At 66.0% G+C, this 14,822-nt stretch carries 12 protein-coding genes and 1 tRNA gene; 11 read left to right on the top strand and 2 right to left on the bottom strand.

Annotated features, from left to right (window positions below):
• Nucleotides 1–5 precede the first annotated feature (5 nt).
• From ACQI46_RS11635 to ACQI46_RS11655, 5 genes are read left to right on the top strand one after another with little or no spacing between them, the layout of a single operon-like run.
• Nucleotides 6–758, top strand: coding sequence for an amino acid ABC transporter ATP-binding protein (locus tag ACQI46_RS11635; protein WP_427094222.1), 753 nt, complete (start codon nucleotides 6–8; stop codon nucleotides 756–758).
• Nucleotides 755–1,888 (top strand): MacS family sensor histidine kinase, encoded by a 1,134-nt coding sequence (macS, locus tag ACQI46_RS11640; protein ID WP_427094138.1) that lies wholly within the window; start codon nucleotides 755–757, stop codon nucleotides 1,886–1,888. Before ACQI46_RS11635 ends, macS begins: the two co-directional genes overlap by 4 nt.
• Nucleotides 1,885–2,535 (top strand): response regulator, encoded by a 651-nt coding sequence (locus ACQI46_RS11645; RefSeq protein ID WP_427094139.1) that lies wholly within the window; start codon nucleotides 1,885–1,887, stop codon nucleotides 2,533–2,535. Before macS ends, ACQI46_RS11645 begins: the two co-directional genes overlap by 4 nt.
• A gap of 44 nt (nucleotides 2,536–2,579) precedes the next feature.
• Nucleotides 2,580–4,397, top strand: coding sequence for a DUF2339 domain-containing protein (locus ACQI46_RS11650; RefSeq protein ID WP_427094140.1), 1,818 nt, complete (start codon nucleotides 2,580–2,582; stop codon nucleotides 4,395–4,397).
• Between the two features lie 32 nt (nucleotides 4,398–4,429).
• Nucleotides 4,430–4,933 (top strand): Dps family protein, encoded by a 504-nt coding sequence (locus ACQI46_RS11655; RefSeq protein WP_427094141.1) that lies wholly within the window; start codon nucleotides 4,430–4,432, stop codon nucleotides 4,931–4,933.
• Here ACQI46_RS11655 and ACQI46_RS11660 read toward each other — a convergent pair.
• Nucleotides 4,908–6,182 carry an adenylate/guanylate cyclase domain-containing protein gene (locus ACQI46_RS11660; protein WP_427094142.1) on the bottom strand — a complete coding sequence of 425 codons (1,275 nt, stop codon included), beginning with the start codon at nucleotides 6,180–6,182 and terminating at the stop codon, nucleotides 4,908–4,910. The two genes, ACQI46_RS11655 and ACQI46_RS11660, sit on opposite strands and share 26 nt — an antisense overlap.
• 194 nt (nucleotides 6,183–6,376) lie before the next feature.
• Here ACQI46_RS11660 and ACQI46_RS11665 point away from each other — a divergent pair, with 194 nt between their 5' ends.
• The 3 genes from ACQI46_RS11665 (at nucleotide 6,377) to ACQI46_RS11675 (ending at nucleotide 11,515) form a co-directional block, all read left to right on the top strand.
• A complete protein-coding gene (locus tag ACQI46_RS11665) occupies nucleotides 6,377–7,678 on the top strand; it encodes a PE-PPE domain-containing protein (RefSeq protein WP_427094143.1) in 1,302 nt (433 codons plus the stop codon).
• 496 nt (nucleotides 7,679–8,174) lie between these two features.
• On the top strand, nucleotides 8,175–8,921 hold the full coding sequence (locus ACQI46_RS11670; RefSeq protein WP_427094144.1) for a peptidoglycan-binding protein: 747 nt from the start codon (nucleotides 8,175–8,177) through the stop codon (nucleotides 8,919–8,921).
• 44 nt (nucleotides 8,922–8,965) lie between these two features.
• On the top strand, nucleotides 8,966–11,515 hold the full coding sequence (locus ACQI46_RS11675; protein WP_427094145.1) for a hypothetical protein: 2,550 nt from the start codon (nucleotides 8,966–8,968) through the stop codon (nucleotides 11,513–11,515).
• 56 nt (nucleotides 11,516–11,571) lie between these two features.
• Here the strand turns inward: ACQI46_RS11675 and ACQI46_RS11680 are convergent.
• A tRNA-Leu gene (locus ACQI46_RS11680) sits at nucleotides 11,572–11,648 on the bottom strand.
• A gap of 70 nt (nucleotides 11,649–11,718) precedes the next feature.
• On the opposite strand from ACQI46_RS11680, the gene ACQI46_RS11685 reads away from it, so the two are divergent.
• The 3 genes from ACQI46_RS11685 (at nucleotide 11,719) to ACQI46_RS11695 (ending at nucleotide 14,821) form a co-directional block, all read left to right on the top strand.
• On the top strand, nucleotides 11,719–12,357 hold the full coding sequence (locus ACQI46_RS11685) for an ANTAR domain-containing response regulator (protein WP_427094146.1): 639 nt from the start codon (nucleotides 11,719–11,721) through the stop codon (nucleotides 12,355–12,357).
• A 183-nt stretch (nucleotides 12,358–12,540) separates the two neighbouring features.
• On the top strand, nucleotides 12,541–13,752 hold the full coding sequence (locus ACQI46_RS11690; protein ID WP_427094147.1) for a branched-chain amino acid ABC transporter substrate-binding protein: 1,212 nt from the start codon (nucleotides 12,541–12,543) through the stop codon (nucleotides 13,750–13,752).
• Nucleotides 13,753–13,810: 58 nt separating this feature from the next.
• Entirely contained in the window at nucleotides 13,811–14,821 is a 1,011-nt protein-coding gene (locus ACQI46_RS11695; RefSeq protein WP_427094148.1) for a branched-chain amino acid ABC transporter permease, read from the top strand.
• Nucleotide 14,822: the final 1 nt, after the last annotated feature.

Consider the following 14,822-nt stretch of genomic DNA (forward strand, 5'->3'; position numbering starts at 1 on the left):
GTCCCATGGTGCGCGCGGAGCTGGTGTGCAAGGACTTCGGTGCGCTGCGAGTGCTCAAGGGCGTCAGCCTCGAGGTGCAGAAGGGGCAGGTGCTGGTCCTGGTCGGGCCGTCGGGTTCGGGCAAGTCGACGTTCCTGCGGTGCATCAATCATCTGGAGACCGTCAGCGCCGGCCGCCTCTACGTCGACGGCGAGCTGGTGGGCTACAAGGAGCGCGGCGGGCGGCTGTACGAGATGAAGCCGCGCGAAGTCGCCCGGCAGCGCCGCGACGTCGGCATGGTGTTCCAGCACTTCAATCTGTTCCCGCACCGCACGGCCCTCGGCAACGTCATCGAGGCGCCGATCCAGGTCAAAGGGATGAAGCGGGACAAGGCGGTTCAGCGCGGCCGGGAACTGCTCGACCAGGTCGGGTTGGCCGACAAGGCGGATGCCTACCCGCTGCAGCTGTCCGGCGGCCAGCAGCAACGGGTCGCGATCGCCCGCGCCCTGGCGATGGACCCCAAGCTGATGCTGTTCGATGAACCGACCTCCGCGCTGGACCCCGAACTGGTCGGCGAGGTCCTCACGGTGATGAAGACGCTGGCCTCGGAGGGCATGACGATGATCGTGGTCACCCACGAGATGGGGTTCGCGCGAGAAGTGGCCGACGAGTTGGTGTTCATGGACGGCGGGGTGGTCGTCGAGCGCGGCAATCCGCGCGAACTGATGGCCAACCCTCAGCATGATCGGACGAAAGCGTTTCTGTCGAAGGTGATGTGAAGCTGGACCCGACTGCTCCGCTGTGGCGGGCGGCGCAGGTGTTCCGTCTGCTCAGTTGCCTCTACGCGCTGGGCTTCCAGGTCGCGGTGAACCAGGATCTGGCGTATCCGGCGGCCGGTTGGGTGCTGTTCGCTGTCCTGATCGTGTGGAGCGCCGCGTGCGCGGTGGCCTATCTGCAGGGTTTCGGTCGCAGACCCGGGTGGGTCCTGACCGAGGTCGCCGTCGTGGTGGCGTTGATGCTCAGTACCGAGGTGATCGCTGCGGAGCAGTGGGTGCTGGACAACCAGTCGCTGCCGACCACGCTGTGGGCGACCAACGCCACGATCTCCGCGGCCATCCTGTTCGGCCCGGTAGCCGGCATGGGCGTCGGGTTGCTGGTGATGGCGGCCGGGGCCGCCCTCAAGGGCTATGTGCACGTCGATCTCGGCCGCAACGCCACGATCATCGTCGAGTTGGCGGTAGGGCTGGTCGTGGGGCTGGCTGCCCAGACCGCGCGCCGGGCACACGCCGAACTCGAGCGAGCGGCTCGGCTTTCGGCCTCTCTGGAGGAGCGTGAGCGGTTGGCGCGGCAAGTGCACGATGGTGCGATCCAGGTGCTGGCGCTGGTGGCACGCCGTGGCCGCGAGATCGGCGGTGAGACAGCCCGATTGGCCGAGCTGGCCGGCGAGCAGGAGCGGGCTCTGCGACGTCTGGTCAGTGCCACCGGCGAACGCAGCACCGACGGGGCGGCGGCGGCCGACGTCGGAGTGATGTTGCGACGGTGCGCCAGCGACCGGGTGTCGGTGGCGGTCCCCGCCGAACCGGTCCTCCTCGACACGGCGACCGCTGACGAACTGCTGGCCGCGGTGACCAACGCGTTGGACAACGTCGCCACCCACGCCGGGCCGTCGGCGCGCGCCTACGTACTCCTCGAAGATCTCGGTGACACCGTGACGGTCAGCGTGCGCGACGACGGCATCGGGATCGCCGAGGGCCGGCTCGCCCAAGCCGAGCGGGAAGGCCACGTCGGCATCGCCAAATCGATTGTGGGAAGACTCAATTCGCTCGGTGGCCGCGCTGACCTGACCACCTCTCCGGGCGCCGGTGTGGAATGGGAGTTGACCGTGCCGCGGAGGGAGAGCAGCACATGAGCGAGCAGTCCGTGACCGTGATGGTGGTCGACGATCATCCGATCTGGCGTGATGCAGTGGCGAGGGACTTGGCCGACCACGGATTCGACGTGGTGGCCACCGCTGACGGGGTGGCGGCCGCCAAGCGACGCGCCGCCGTCGTCAAACCTTCGGTGGTCCTGATGGACATGCGTCTCGGCGACGGTGACGGCGCGCAGGCCACCGCCGAGGTACTCGCCGTCTCGCCGGACACCCGGATTCTGGTGCTGTCGGCCTCCGACGAGCGTGACGACGTTCTCGAAGCGGTCAAAGCCGGCGCCACGGGCTACTTGGTCAAGAGCGCATCACGTCAGGAACTGGTGGACGCGGTGCGCGCGACTGCGCAGGGCAGGGCGGTGTTCACGCCCGGACTGGCCGGACTGGTCCTCGGCGAGTACCGACGGATCGCCCGTGACGACAGCAGTCCGGCGGCCCCGACTCTGACCGAACGCGAGACCGAGATTCTGCGTCATGTGGCAAAAGGGCTGACTGCCAAGCAGATCGCGGCGCGGCTCTCGCTCAGTCATCGGACGGTGGAGAACCACGTTCAGGCCACCTTCCGTAAGTTGCAGGTCGGCAATCGGGTGGAGTTGGCGCGCTACGCGATAGAACACGGCCTCGACGAGTAGTTGTACTCATCCATTCGACCTCGGGCGTGACGACGATTGGATGCATGACCGAACCGCACAGTGTCGTCATCTCTCGGCTCTCTGCCGATTTCGCCGCGATCTCCCGTCAATTGGCACAGGCGTCTGCAGACCTGCGCCAGCTGGACGCCGTTTTGTCCCACCGAATGCCGGTGGGCCCGCCGATCCCGGTGGTGCCACCGCAGCCTGCTGTCGTCGCGCCCCAACCCGTCGCGCCCCGGCCCGTCGCGCCCACCGGCCCGTACGGGCACTACCCGCCACCGCCCACGCCGGCTCCGCCTCCTGCGGCACGGCCGCCGCTGCGAAGGGAGCCTGCTGCGAGTTGGATCGGCAAGCTCCTGGCGGTCGCCGGTGTCGGCGTCACGCTCATCGGCGTGGTCCTGCTGCTCGTTCTGGCGGCTCAGGCGGGGGTCCTGCGCCCGGAATTCCGGGTTGCGGGAGGCGCCGTGCTGGCCGTCGGATTGGTGGCTGCCGGGCAGTGGTTGTTCCGACGGCCCGGAGGACGGGTCGGCGCGATCGCTTTGGTCGCGACGGGGGTTGCGGCGGCCTACATCGACGTGATCGCCCTGACGACGATCTACGACTGGGTGTCCGCGGCGGTCGGTCTGACGATTGCGGCGTTGATTGCCGGCGGCGGACTGATGCTGGCGCGACGCTGGGATTCCGAGCAACTGGGCTTGCTCGTCGTGGTCCCGCTGCTCGTCCTGGCGCCGGTGGTGACGGACGGGATCACCCTGCTGCTCATCGGTTTCATGCTGGCGCTGGCTGCGATGTCGGTTCCCGTTCAGTTGGGCCGGGACTGGATCTGGTTGCACAGCGCCCGTACGGCGGCGGTGGTCCTGCCGCTGCTGACAGCTCTGGCTGTCCGCCATTTCGATTCCCGCCATGACCTGACGCTGGCGGTTACGTGCGCTCTCGGCGCGGTGCTGGCGATCGTCGCCGCGTTGGTGCTGCTGCCAGGGACCGCGAATCGCGCGGTGATGGCGTTGCTGGCCGCGGCCGGGGTGACGCCACTGCTGTGCGTCGGCCTGGCCGTCGACGACGTGGTCGCGGCGCTGATGGTGGCGGCCCTGTCGGCTGCCCTGCTCGCGGTGGTGCTGCTGGCCGACCACTTGCCGGGGGTACCGGGGGTGCCCCGCCAGGTGTTCACGGTGGTGTCGGCGGTAGCGGCGCTGTTCGCGGTGGTGACGGCATTCGACGGCACGGTGGCCGGACCGATGTTGTTGGCGATCGCGCTGACGATTGCGGTGGTGGTGCGCGACGATGAGGTCGCGCGTTGGGTGGCGCTGGGATTCACCGTGATGGGTGGTAGTGCCTACGTTGTGACCGCGAAGCTGTCGGCATTGCTGACACCGACCTCGTTCGACGCGGCAACGGGTGTGTCGATCCTGGTGTCGAGCCTTCTACTGGGGGCCGTCGCGATCGCTTGGACGCGGACGGTCCAGGAGAACAGCGCTGTGTTGTGGAGCGTGGCTGCCGTGATCGTCGTCTACGCGGTCACCCAGTTCAGCGTGACCGCGGCGACGCTGGTCGCCCCCGGTGATCGAGGTTTCTATGCGGGTCACATGATCGCGACCATCTGCTGGATCGCAATGGCGGCTGCGGCGTTCCGCTACGCGGTACGTCTCGACAAGGCCGCGCGTTCCGTGCCGATCAGCGGCGGATTGGGCCTGGTCGGTGCGGCGGTCGCGAAGCTGTTCCTGTTCGACCTGAGCGCGTTGGACGGCATCTTCCGCGTCGCGGTGTTCCTCGTCGTCGGGCTGGTCTTGTTGGCCATGGGAGCCGGGTATGCGCGTTTGCTCGACCGGCAGGACGAGCTTGCTGTGACGAACGATACGGGCTAAACTGGACTCGATCCAAAAAAGGAGGCGTTCTGATGACTATGAAGACAACAGTGAACAACCGCAAGACCGACGCCGAGGTGACCGATTTCCAGGCCTCGCCCGAACTCAACGCGGCGCTGCAGCGCGTGCTCGTGGATCTGATCGAACTCCAGCTCCAGGGCAAGCAGGCCCACTGGAACGTCGTCGGCACCAACTTCCGCGACCTTCACCTGCAACTCGACGAAGTGGTCGACTTCGCCCGCGAAGGCAGCGATACGGTCGCCGAGCGGATGCGCTCCCTGTGGGGCATCCCGGACGGCCGGTCCGACACCGTCGCCGCGACGACATCGCTGCCGGAGTTCCCTGCCTACGAACACAGCACGGGCGACGTGGTCGACCTGATCAGCACCCGCATCTACGCCGCGGTGAGCACCATGCGCGAGGTCCACGACGGGGTGGACTCCGAGGATCCCACCACCGCCGACATCCTCCACTCGCTCATCGACGGCTTGGAGAAGTTGGCGTGGCTGATCAAATCGGAGAACCGGAAGGTGTGACCACCCCGGCGCGACGGCCGACCAGGTACCACGTGTGCATGAGTCCCTTGCCCTTCACTTCGACGAGCCCCCGCTCCTCGAGCACGAAGGCGTGGCGCAGCCTCAGGTAGACGTCCTGAGGTACCTGGATCCGGCCCTCGATGTCTGTGGTCTCCATCCGTGACGCCACGTTCACGGAATCGCCCCAGACGTCGTAGAAGAATTTCTTCGCGCCCACCACTCCCGCGACCACCGGTCCCGCTGCCATCCCGATGCGCAGCGGGACCGCTCTTCCTTGCGCATCTTTCAGGCCGGCCACGGCCGCGGTGATGTCGAGCGCCAGCGCGGCCAATGCCTCCAGATGGTCGGGTCGCGGAATCGGAACACCGCTGACGACCATGTAGGCGTCCCCACTGGTCTTGATCTTCTCCAAACCGTGCCGATCCACCAGCGCGTCGAGATCGGTGTAGAGACGGTCCAGGAACCGGACCAACTCGGCCGGCGGGGTGTCCGCGGCGCGCTCGGTGTATCCCGCGATATCGGCGAACAGGATCGACGCGTCGTCGTACTTGTCGGCGATCACGGTGCGCGCCGGTTCCTTCAGGCGTTCGGCGATGGTCTCGGGCAATATGTTCGCCAGAAGTCGTTCCGAGCGTTCGTATTCGGCTTCCATGGCGTGTTCGGCGCGGTCGGTCTCGCGCAACGTGTACCAGATGGTGGCCACCAGCATCACCGCCGAGGCCGCCACCGAACTCAGGAAGCCGGCCGTCAACGTCCACGGCGGACCCAGCCCGCGATCATGGGGGACCGTCAACTCCAGGACGACGCAGATGACGACGCCGGTCGCGGCGACCGCCGACGCGAGCAGGATGCGCTCGGTACCCAGGATCAACACGGCCAGAGCGGCGGCGACCACAAAGTAGAACTGCAAGCCGGATCCGGTTCCGACCGTGTAGCAGATGAATCCGACCGACACGTAGGCAAAGCCGACGAAGGTCAGCGGTGCGACGAGTTCGCCTAGCGGGCACAACCGCGGAATTGCCAGAAACATTGCGGCGCAGACGATGTTGACCGCACCCACCCACCACAGCGCGCCACCCAGGGTGAGCTGGAAGACCCCGAACAGTGCCGATACCGCGGCTGCGATCCAACCGGCGATGGTGAGTACTCGCAGCCTGCGTGCGATGCGCTCGGAGCGGTGGCGCTCCGGCGACACGGCCCGGCTCCGCACCGCCACCTCGGGCACGCACACCGGTCGCACGTTGAGCACGCCGAAAGCTTATTCGTCGGCGAGTGGGTCGGCCCGCCGTTTCGGCGCGGATCTTGACGCTGGATACCGGCCAGCGAATTTGCTGAGATCGCTTGCGCAAACTCTCGAGCCTGTTACGCTTCCATTGCAGGGAGATTCATCGGGGGATCTCTTCCCTGATTAGGGGGATTTTCATGAATAAAAGGTCAGCATCAGTGCTCGGGGGAGCATTTACAGCCAGTGCTCTGTTACTTGCTCCAAGTGCTATGGCGGCACCGCCGGGGGGTGCGCCGGGTCAGCCGTGTGGACCGGGCAACCCGGGTTGCCACAACAACGTGACGGCTCTACTCGTGGGCGGGGAGGGCAGCTACGCGCAACTCACCGAAGAGCAGATGTCCACGGCATTCGGCGGGTACTTCGCCGGCTACAAGGAACGCATCAGCGTTCCGTTCCCTGGCGACGCTCCGTTCGAGGTATCCGTCCCGGAGGGATCGGACAATCTCTACAACGCGATCTACGCCCATCAGGCCACCAAGGGGAACCCGCTCACCATCGGTGGTGTGTCCAAAGGCGCGGCCTCGGTGGTGAATGTCCTCTACCGACTTCTGGAGGACTACGAGGACACCGAGGATGGTCGCACTCCACCGAGCAGGGAGTCGATGACCGTCGCCCTCTACGGCGCGCCCGGACGCATGTTCTTCTGGACTGTGAAGCACGAGGAATTTCCCGAAACGCCTTGGGACACAATCATCGTCTCGGGGGAGTACGACGGCATCGCGGATATGCCCGACAACCTGTTCAACATCCTCGCCGTTCTCAATGCGATCAAGGGCGCTGAACTGCTGCACGTCGATTCGGCGTTCTACGACGTGACGGAAAACCCGGTGATGTACCGCGAGGTCATCAGTGAGGAATACGGATCGAAGACGACGTATGTCGTCATCCCGGCCGAACGCCTCCCCCTGCTACACGACATGTACGAGTCCGACTTCTGGGACCCGGGCTACGTCAGCTGGCTGGAGAAGGTCCTGCGACCGATCATCGACAGCGCCTACAAACGCAACTGGTTCTCCCAGCGCGGCGAATGGCACGAGGGCATGATCGAGATGCCTGCGGCGCCCACCGGGTACAGCACGCCCGATGGAAAACCGCTTCCGGAAGCCCCGGAGGAGCCCGGCGACGGAGGCGTCACCCCGACCGCAACCGGCACGGGCGATGGCAGCCAGCCCGAGACCGAGGGACTACCGGAGGAGGCGGGCGAGGAAGAGTCGCTCATCCAGGCCTCGCTGGAGACCGAATACCGCGGCAAGCACCGTCTGGAGGACCTCGCCCCCAGTGAGGAAGAGGAACTCGACCTCGAGCAGATCGTCAACGAGGAAGTGACGAACGAAGAAGAAGGCAACGAGGTTTCCGAGGCCGAGGCGCCGAGCCCGACGAACGAAAGCGACGACGAAGGGGCAGATGCACCGGAGCCGCCCGCCGACACGTCTGACGCAGGCAGCGAAAACACCGAGTAGCTCAGCGACCAGTGGTGCCCTCGGTGAGATTCGAACTTCGACGCCGCATTGCACCGCCGCTACCGCACGCACACCGGCCGTACGTCGAGCACTAGCAAATCCATTCCCGGGTCACTCAGCACTTGCCCGAGCAGCATGCAAGCGCCCTCCGGGGATTGGCTGGACGGTCTTGTGTCGTCGCTGCCCCCAGTGCCGCACGGTGCACGGCACGCGGGGGAGAGTTGCGACCCCGATGAGGGGTTCTGACCTTGTGCCTCAGTTATGTAGCAAATTACCGCACGGGGGCGGCCGACGGGAGAAATGGCAGTCTACGTGCAGCAAGGGTCACTCGATCTACCAGGAAGTTAATGAGACCGCCGTTGTTCCTGCTGGACAGCGGGCTTCACACCAGATTTTCGCTTGAGTTTGTGTTAGTGCAGTCACATCCGAGGGTACGTCTTGTTCATCGAACATGAACCGCACAGCAACGGCGGCCCTAGGGACCAGGAGAAGTGAAATGAACGACGAAGGACTGACCATCGAGGAGATGGAGGCCGAATTCGTCACGGTGCTGCCGGACAAAGAGGTGGTCTCCATCCTCGACTTGAACGTTGATGTCGACATCTTCATCGACGCCGCATCGCCGATCGACCTCGCCGCTGCTGCGCAGCTCAACGTTGCGGCGCCGATCGATGCGTCTGCTGCAGCGAACGTGCTGGCCTACGACTCCGGTGCTCAGGCGGAGAACTTCCAGACCGGATCGGTCGACCAGATTCTGGTCGCCAATGCGTACGCGACATCCGATCAGGCCAGCGACATCATCCAGTCCGACGAAGCGGACGGGGATCCCACGCCTGCCGACGAGGACATCGCCACCCCAGAGCTCGGCCTGTTCGAAGGTCCGCTGCTCAACGTGGATGTCAACGTCGATCTCGACGCCGATCTCGCGGCCCCGATCGCCGGCGCGGTGGCAGCCAACGCCAACGTGGCCGCGCCGATCAGTGCCAGCGTGGCCGCGAACGTGATCACGATCGAGTCCGACGCGATCGCCTACACCGATCAGGAGGTGTCGATCAGCCAGGAGCTGCGCGGGGACGCCGTCGCCAATGCGGCTCAGGACTCGAGCATCGACCAAGGCACCGTCCAGCCTGACGGTGATCCCAACACCGATACGACGAGCGTGTCGACCGGGACGGACTCCGCCTCGACCGGTGGTGGGGTCGCTGCAGGCGCCGGCTCGGGCGCCGCCGACTCTGCCGGCTGACCGGACTCATTGCGCCGCAACGCGGCTGGACGAGGAGCGCTCAGGTGACTGTGACCACCGAGGGTGCGGGACCGGCGCAGGCTGTTCTGCATCGTGCGGAGGGTGTCGAGCTGATCGGCGAGATGGCGGGATCGGGTTATCGGGTTCCGCCATCTTTGGCCCGGCGTGCCGACGGCCAAACTCTGCAGCTGACCCCGCTGCTGTATGCGACGTTGGCCGAAATCGACGGTCGCCGGACATCCGCCGAGGTTGCGGCGGCGGTGTCGGCATCGACGGGTCGCTCCGTCAGCGAGGACAACGTCCGGCTGCTCGCCGACAAGCTGCGCCCGCTCGGCCTTCTGGTCCAGGCCAACGGCAGCCAGCCGACGCTGAAAAGGCGAAACCCGTTGTTGGGACTTCGCTTTCGGTACGTGGTCACCGACCCCGAGCGGACCCGGCGAATCACCGATCCGTTCCGGCACCTGTTCCACCCGTGGGTGGTGGCTGTGGTGCTGTCCGCGTTCGTCGTCGTGTGCTGGTGGGTCTTCTTCCAGAAAGGGTTGGCGTCGGCGGCATATGATGCCTTCGACCGCCCAGGGCTGCTGATCTTGGTCTTCGTCGTTACCGTCGTGTCCGCCGGATTTCATGAGTTCGGGCACGCGGCGGCTGCCAGGTACGGCGGTGCGACTCCCGGCGTCATGGGCGTCGGTCTGTATCTTGTGTGGCCGGCGTTCTACACCGATGTCACCGATTCCTACCGGCTCGACCGTCGGGGTCGCCTGCGTACCGACCTCGGTGGCCTGTACTTCAACGCGATCGTCGCCGTCGCGATCGCCGCGGTGTGGCTGGTACTGCGCTACGACGCCCTGCTACTGGTTGTGGCCACCCAAATCATCCAAATGCTGCGTCAGCTCGCACCTTTGGTGCGATTCGACGGTTACCACGTACTGGCCGACCTCACCGGCGTGCCCGATCTCTTCGGCCGGATCAAGCCGATCCTGCTCGGTGCGCTGCCCTGGCGGTGGCGTGACCCCGAGCCCCGCCAGCTCAAACTGTGGGCCCGCATCGTGGTGACGGTCTGGGTGCTCGTCGTGGTTCCACTGCTGATCGGGATGCTCGCGTTGGCGGTCATCGCCCTGCCCCGGCTCCTCGGTACAGCATGGGCAAGCCTCAACAAGCAGCAGGACGTCTTCGCGGCGGCGTGGGCAGACGGAGACGTGCTGCAAGCCGCCGCGCGTGTGCTCGCCATCATCGCGATCGTCATCCCCGTCGCCGGGGTCATCTACCTCATCATCCGCTTCGCCCGACAGATCGTTTCGGCCGGCCGGAGAGTCAGCGCCGACAGTCCCGCTCGGCGAGCGTTGGTCTCGGTGCTCGGTGTGGCGATGTTGTGCGGGCTCGCCTACGCGTGGTGGCCGAACAACGGCAACTACCGTCCGATCGAAGCCGCAGACCGCGGCGCCCTGAGCGACATCGTCTATGCCCTCGGGGTCTACGAAATGAACGAGCGCACCCGCGTCAGCATCGACCGGACCGACGCCGCCGCCCGTCCGGTCGCTGAGCGGCGAACGATGTCGACCGGCCAGCAGGGCACGATGTGGGCGCTCTACGACCGCGGCACCCGGCCTCCGACGGGCGGCGCCCCGAGGCTCGCGCTGGTCGTCGTTCCCCGGGTCCCATCCGCGTCAGTGGTCAGTAACGGCGCCCCGGGCACCGCGATTCGGTTGACCGCGGCCGATCAAGGCTGGGTCTTCCCGTTCGACAAGCCTCTCGCCCCCGGTGAGGGCGACAACCAGGCGCTGGCGGTGAACACCAAGGACGGCACTGTCGAGTACGCCGTCGCGGTGGCGCTGGTCTGGCAGACCGACGAAGAGTATGCGCTCAACATCAATGACGCACACGCCTACGCATCCTGCGAGTCGTGTGCGGCGGTGGCAGTCGCCTACCAGGTGGTGTTCGTACTCGACGAGATCGAGGACAACGACAACGTCGCCGTGCCGCAGAACCTCGCCGGCGCCCTGAACTACCGCTGCGTCAACTGCCTGACCTACGCCGTCGCTCAACAACTCTTCGTCACCCTGGACTCGCCGTTGTCGTTGAAGGCACAACGCGAGATCGAGGACATCTGGGTCGAAATCGGCCGCTACGCCGCCAGCATCGAGCGAGGCGAGGTGAACAACCTGAGCGAGATCGCGCTGACGTTCGATTCCTTCACCGCCCAGATCAAACAGATCGTCGAGAACGAACAACCCGGAACCTTCCCGACGACGACCGTCGCGCCCACCAGCACGGCGCTCGCGTCGCCGACAGCGACCAGCACGCCCGCTCCCCCCAGTAGCGGCATCGCGGAGCCGACGCCCACCGGTACTCCCACCGCAACGCAGACACCGTCGATGGTCGTCACCACAGACACCACCGCCGTCGCCGAGACGACGCCCGCGCCGGAGCCCACGACGACGGAATCGGCGACCAGCACGGAAGTGACGACGGAGCCGTCGGCCGACAGCTCGCTGACAAGTGAGCCGACCCCGGAGGCGACGACTGTTGACGAGTCGAGTACGTCGGACGGATCGACGACCTCAGACGGATCAGCTGGCTCCGACGGGTCGACGTGAGTCGGAACGGATTCGGCGACCCGACAGGTGGCACGGCGGCCGGCGTGAGAACTTCGTGGTGCCCTCGGTGAGATTCGAACTCACACTGTACGGGTTTTGAATCCGTTTCCTCTGCCAGTTGGGATACGAGGGCGTGCGGTCTCCCACCATAAAGGATGGCCCCGCGGTCGCTCATCCGGCCTCTGCCCGCCACAATGATCCTCATGTCAGCCTCAACCGGGTCATCGTCAGATGCCGTGCCGCCGCGCCGCGTTCTCGTCGCCGAAGACGAGGCCCTCATCCGGCTCGACCTGGCGGAAATGTTGCGCGAAGAGGGCTATGAAATCGTCGGCGAGGCCGGTGACGGCCAGGAGGCCGTCGATCTCGCGGAGTCCCTGCGGCCCGATCTGGTGATCATGGACGTCAAGATGCCGCGTCGCGACGGCATCGACGCCGCCTCGGAGATCGCCAGCAAGCGCATTGCGCCCATCGTCATCCTCACCGCCTTCAGCCAGCGCGAACTCGTCGAACGGGCCCGGGACGCCGGCGCCATGGCCTACCTGGTCAAGCCGTTCAGCATCACGGATCTGATCCCGGCCATCGAGGTCGCCGTCAGCCGGTTCAGCGAGATGGCCGAGTTGGAGAAAGAAGTCGCGTCGCTGTCCGACCGGCTCGAAACCCGCAAGCTCGTGGAGCGGGCCAAAGGGCTGCTGCAGACCAAGCAGGGGATGACCGAGCCCGAGGCCTTCAAGTGGATCCAGCGCGCGGCGATGGACCGGCGCACCACGATGAAACGCGTCGCCGAAGTGGTCGTCGAGACCCTCGATCCGCCCGCCGACGCGGCCCCAGCGCCTGCGCAGTAGCCCGGTGAAACGTTAAGAGTTCGTTTCGTCGACCGAGAATCTGCAGGCAGATCCGCGCCACGCGTGTTCCAACAGCACGCACTGGGGCCACTGGTTGGTTAATGTCTTCGGCGAAGCACCGCCGCCTGCGCTGTTGCGCGGGCGCCACGGTGTCGTCCACGACATAGCAACCGGAGGTGAGACGTGCGCAGTCGCGTGGCACGCAATGCAATAGCACTCGGAAGTGCGGGCCTGATGGCGCTGGCCATCGCCGGCTGCAGCCAGGGCGCCCCTGAGGAGGAGTCGGCGCAGACCAACCTGAAGATCGTCGAGAAGGTGCAGATCGACGAGAACGGCGCAGAGGTCGCCGCCGCCGAGGGTGCCGCCCCCGCCGACCCGGCCGGCGACGGCAGTGCGACGTGTCCGCCGGTGTCGATCGCGATGGCCGGCGCGCTGAACGGACCCGATGCCGCGCTGGGCATCAACATCAAGAACGGTGTGCAGCTGGCCATCGACAAGCACAACGCCGCCAATCCCGGCTGCCAGGTCCAGCTCAAGCCGTTCGATACCGAGGGCGACCCGCAGAAGGCCAGCGCCATCGCTCCGCAGATCGTCGACGACCAGTACACGATCGGCTTGGTCGGACCGGCGTTCTCCGGTGAGACCAAAGCCACCGGCGGTGTGTTCGATCAGGCCGGCCTGGTAGCGGTCACCGCATCGGCGACCAACGTCACCCTGTCGGAGAACGGCTGGAAGACCTTCTTCCGCGGCCTGGCCAATGACGGCGTGCAGGGGCCCTCGGTCGCCAATTACCTGAAGAACACGCTGGGCCATCAGAAGGTCTGCGTCGTCGACGACAGCACCGACTACGGGTTGGGCCTCGGCCAGGTGGTCCGCGAGACCCTCGGTCCGGTGGCAGATTCCGGCTGCAACATCTCGGTCAAGAAGGGCGACAAGGACTTCAGCGCCGCGGTCACCCAGATCAAGGGCGCCGCGCCGGAGTCGGTGTTCTTCAGTGGTTACTACGCGGAGGCGGCCCCGTTCGTGCAGCAGCTCAAGGACGGCGGGTTCGAAGGACTGTTCGTCAGCGCCGACGGCACCAAGGATCCCGAATTCGTCAAGCAGGCCGGCGAATCCGCCAAGGGAGCGGTCCTGTCGTGCCCGTGCGGTCCGGCCACCGGTGCCTTCGCCGAGGAGTACACGGAGAAGTTCGGACAGGCGCCCGGCACCTACAGCACCGAGGGCTACGACCTGGGCACCATCCTGGTCAAGGGCATCGACTCCGGCGCGATCACCCGGCCGGCCCTGCTGGACTTCGTCCGCAACTACAAGGGTCAAGGCGTGGCCCGCGAATACCAGTGGACCCCCAACGGTGAGCTCACCACCACGCTGATCTGGATTTACGACGTCCAGTAGCCGACGGTACGAAACCGGCGCCCGCCGTGTCGATCGACTCTGAGGAGCTAGCCGGCGAATGACCTTGGCTGCCAACATCAACTTCAACGTCGGAGCGCTCGTCGACAGCTTCTGGCAGTTGACGATCGACGGACTGTCCTGGGGCGCCATCTACGCACTCGTCGCGGTCGGCTACACGCTGGTCTTCGGTGTGCTGCGGCTGATCAACTTCGCACACTCCGAGATCTTCATGCTGGGCATGTTCGGCGCGTATTTCGCCCTGGACGTGCTGATGGGATTCACCCCCAGTGGCAACGCCTACAACAAGGGCGTCGCGTTGACGGTGCTCTACCTGGGCATCGCGATGCTGTTCGCGATGCTTGTGTCGGGCAGCGCTGCGATCGGTCTGGAGTTCGTTGCGTACCGACCGCTGCGAAAACGCAATGCGAGGGCGCTGACGTTCCTGATCACCGCGATCGGAATGTCGTTTGTGCTCCAGCAGTTCGTGTTGTTCATCCTGCCCAAACTGATGCCCGGGTACGGCGGTCCCAATGCCCAGCAGCCGATCGTGCTGGTTCAACCGAAGACGCAGTTCACGTTCTTCGGTGTGGCGGTGTCCAACGTGACCCTGGTGATCATCGGCGCCGCGCTGGTGCTGGCGATCCTCACCGACTTCGCGCTCAACCGCACCAAGCTCGGGCGCGGGGTTCGCGCGGTGGCCCAGGATCCGACCACTGCCACGCTGATGGGGGTGTCACGCGAACGGGTCATCATGACGACGTTCCTGATCGGCGGCCTGCTCGCCGGCGCGGCCGCACTGCTCTACACGTTGAAGGTGCCCCAGGGCATCATCTACTCCGGCGGGTTCTTGTTGGGCATCAAGGCGTTCTCGGCCGCGGTCCTCGGCGGCATCGGCAATCTTCGGGGCGCGCTACTGGGCGGCCTGTTGCTGGGCATCATGGAGAACTACGGACAGGCCGTGTTCGGTACGCAATGGCGCGACGTGGTCGCCTTCGTCCTCCTGGTGCTCGTGCTGCTGGTCCGACCGACAGGGATTCTCGGTGAGAGCCTGGGGAAGGCGCGGGTATGAG

This window comes from Mycobacterium sp. SMC-4 (genome assembly GCF_050205565.1).
In the GTDB taxonomy this organism is placed as follows: domain Bacteria; phylum Actinomycetota; class Actinomycetes; order Mycobacteriales; family Mycobacteriaceae; genus Mycobacterium.

Coding starts and splice junctions, on each gene's coding strand:
- ACQI46_RS11635 (WP_427094222.1), top strand. CDS start 6: ATGGTGCGCGCGGAGCTGGTGTGCAAGGACTTCGGTGCGCTGCGAGTG.
- ACQI46_RS11645 (WP_427094139.1), top strand. CDS start 1,885: ATGAGCGAGCAGTCCGTGACCGTGATGGTGGTCGACGATCATCCGATC.
- ACQI46_RS11650 (WP_427094140.1), top strand. CDS start 2,580: ATGACCGAACCGCACAGTGTCGTCATCTCTCGGCTCTCTGCCGATTTC.
- ACQI46_RS11655 (WP_427094141.1), top strand. CDS start 4,430: ATGACTATGAAGACAACAGTGAACAACCGCAAGACCGACGCCGAGGTG.
- ACQI46_RS11670 (WP_427094144.1), top strand. CDS start 8,175: ATGAACGACGAAGGACTGACCATCGAGGAGATGGAGGCCGAATTCGTC.
- ACQI46_RS11685 (WP_427094146.1), top strand. CDS start 11,719: ATGTCAGCCTCAACCGGGTCATCGTCAGATGCCGTGCCGCCGCGCCGC.
- ACQI46_RS11695 (WP_427094148.1), top strand. CDS start 13,811: ATGACCTTGGCTGCCAACATCAACTTCAACGTCGGAGCGCTCGTCGAC.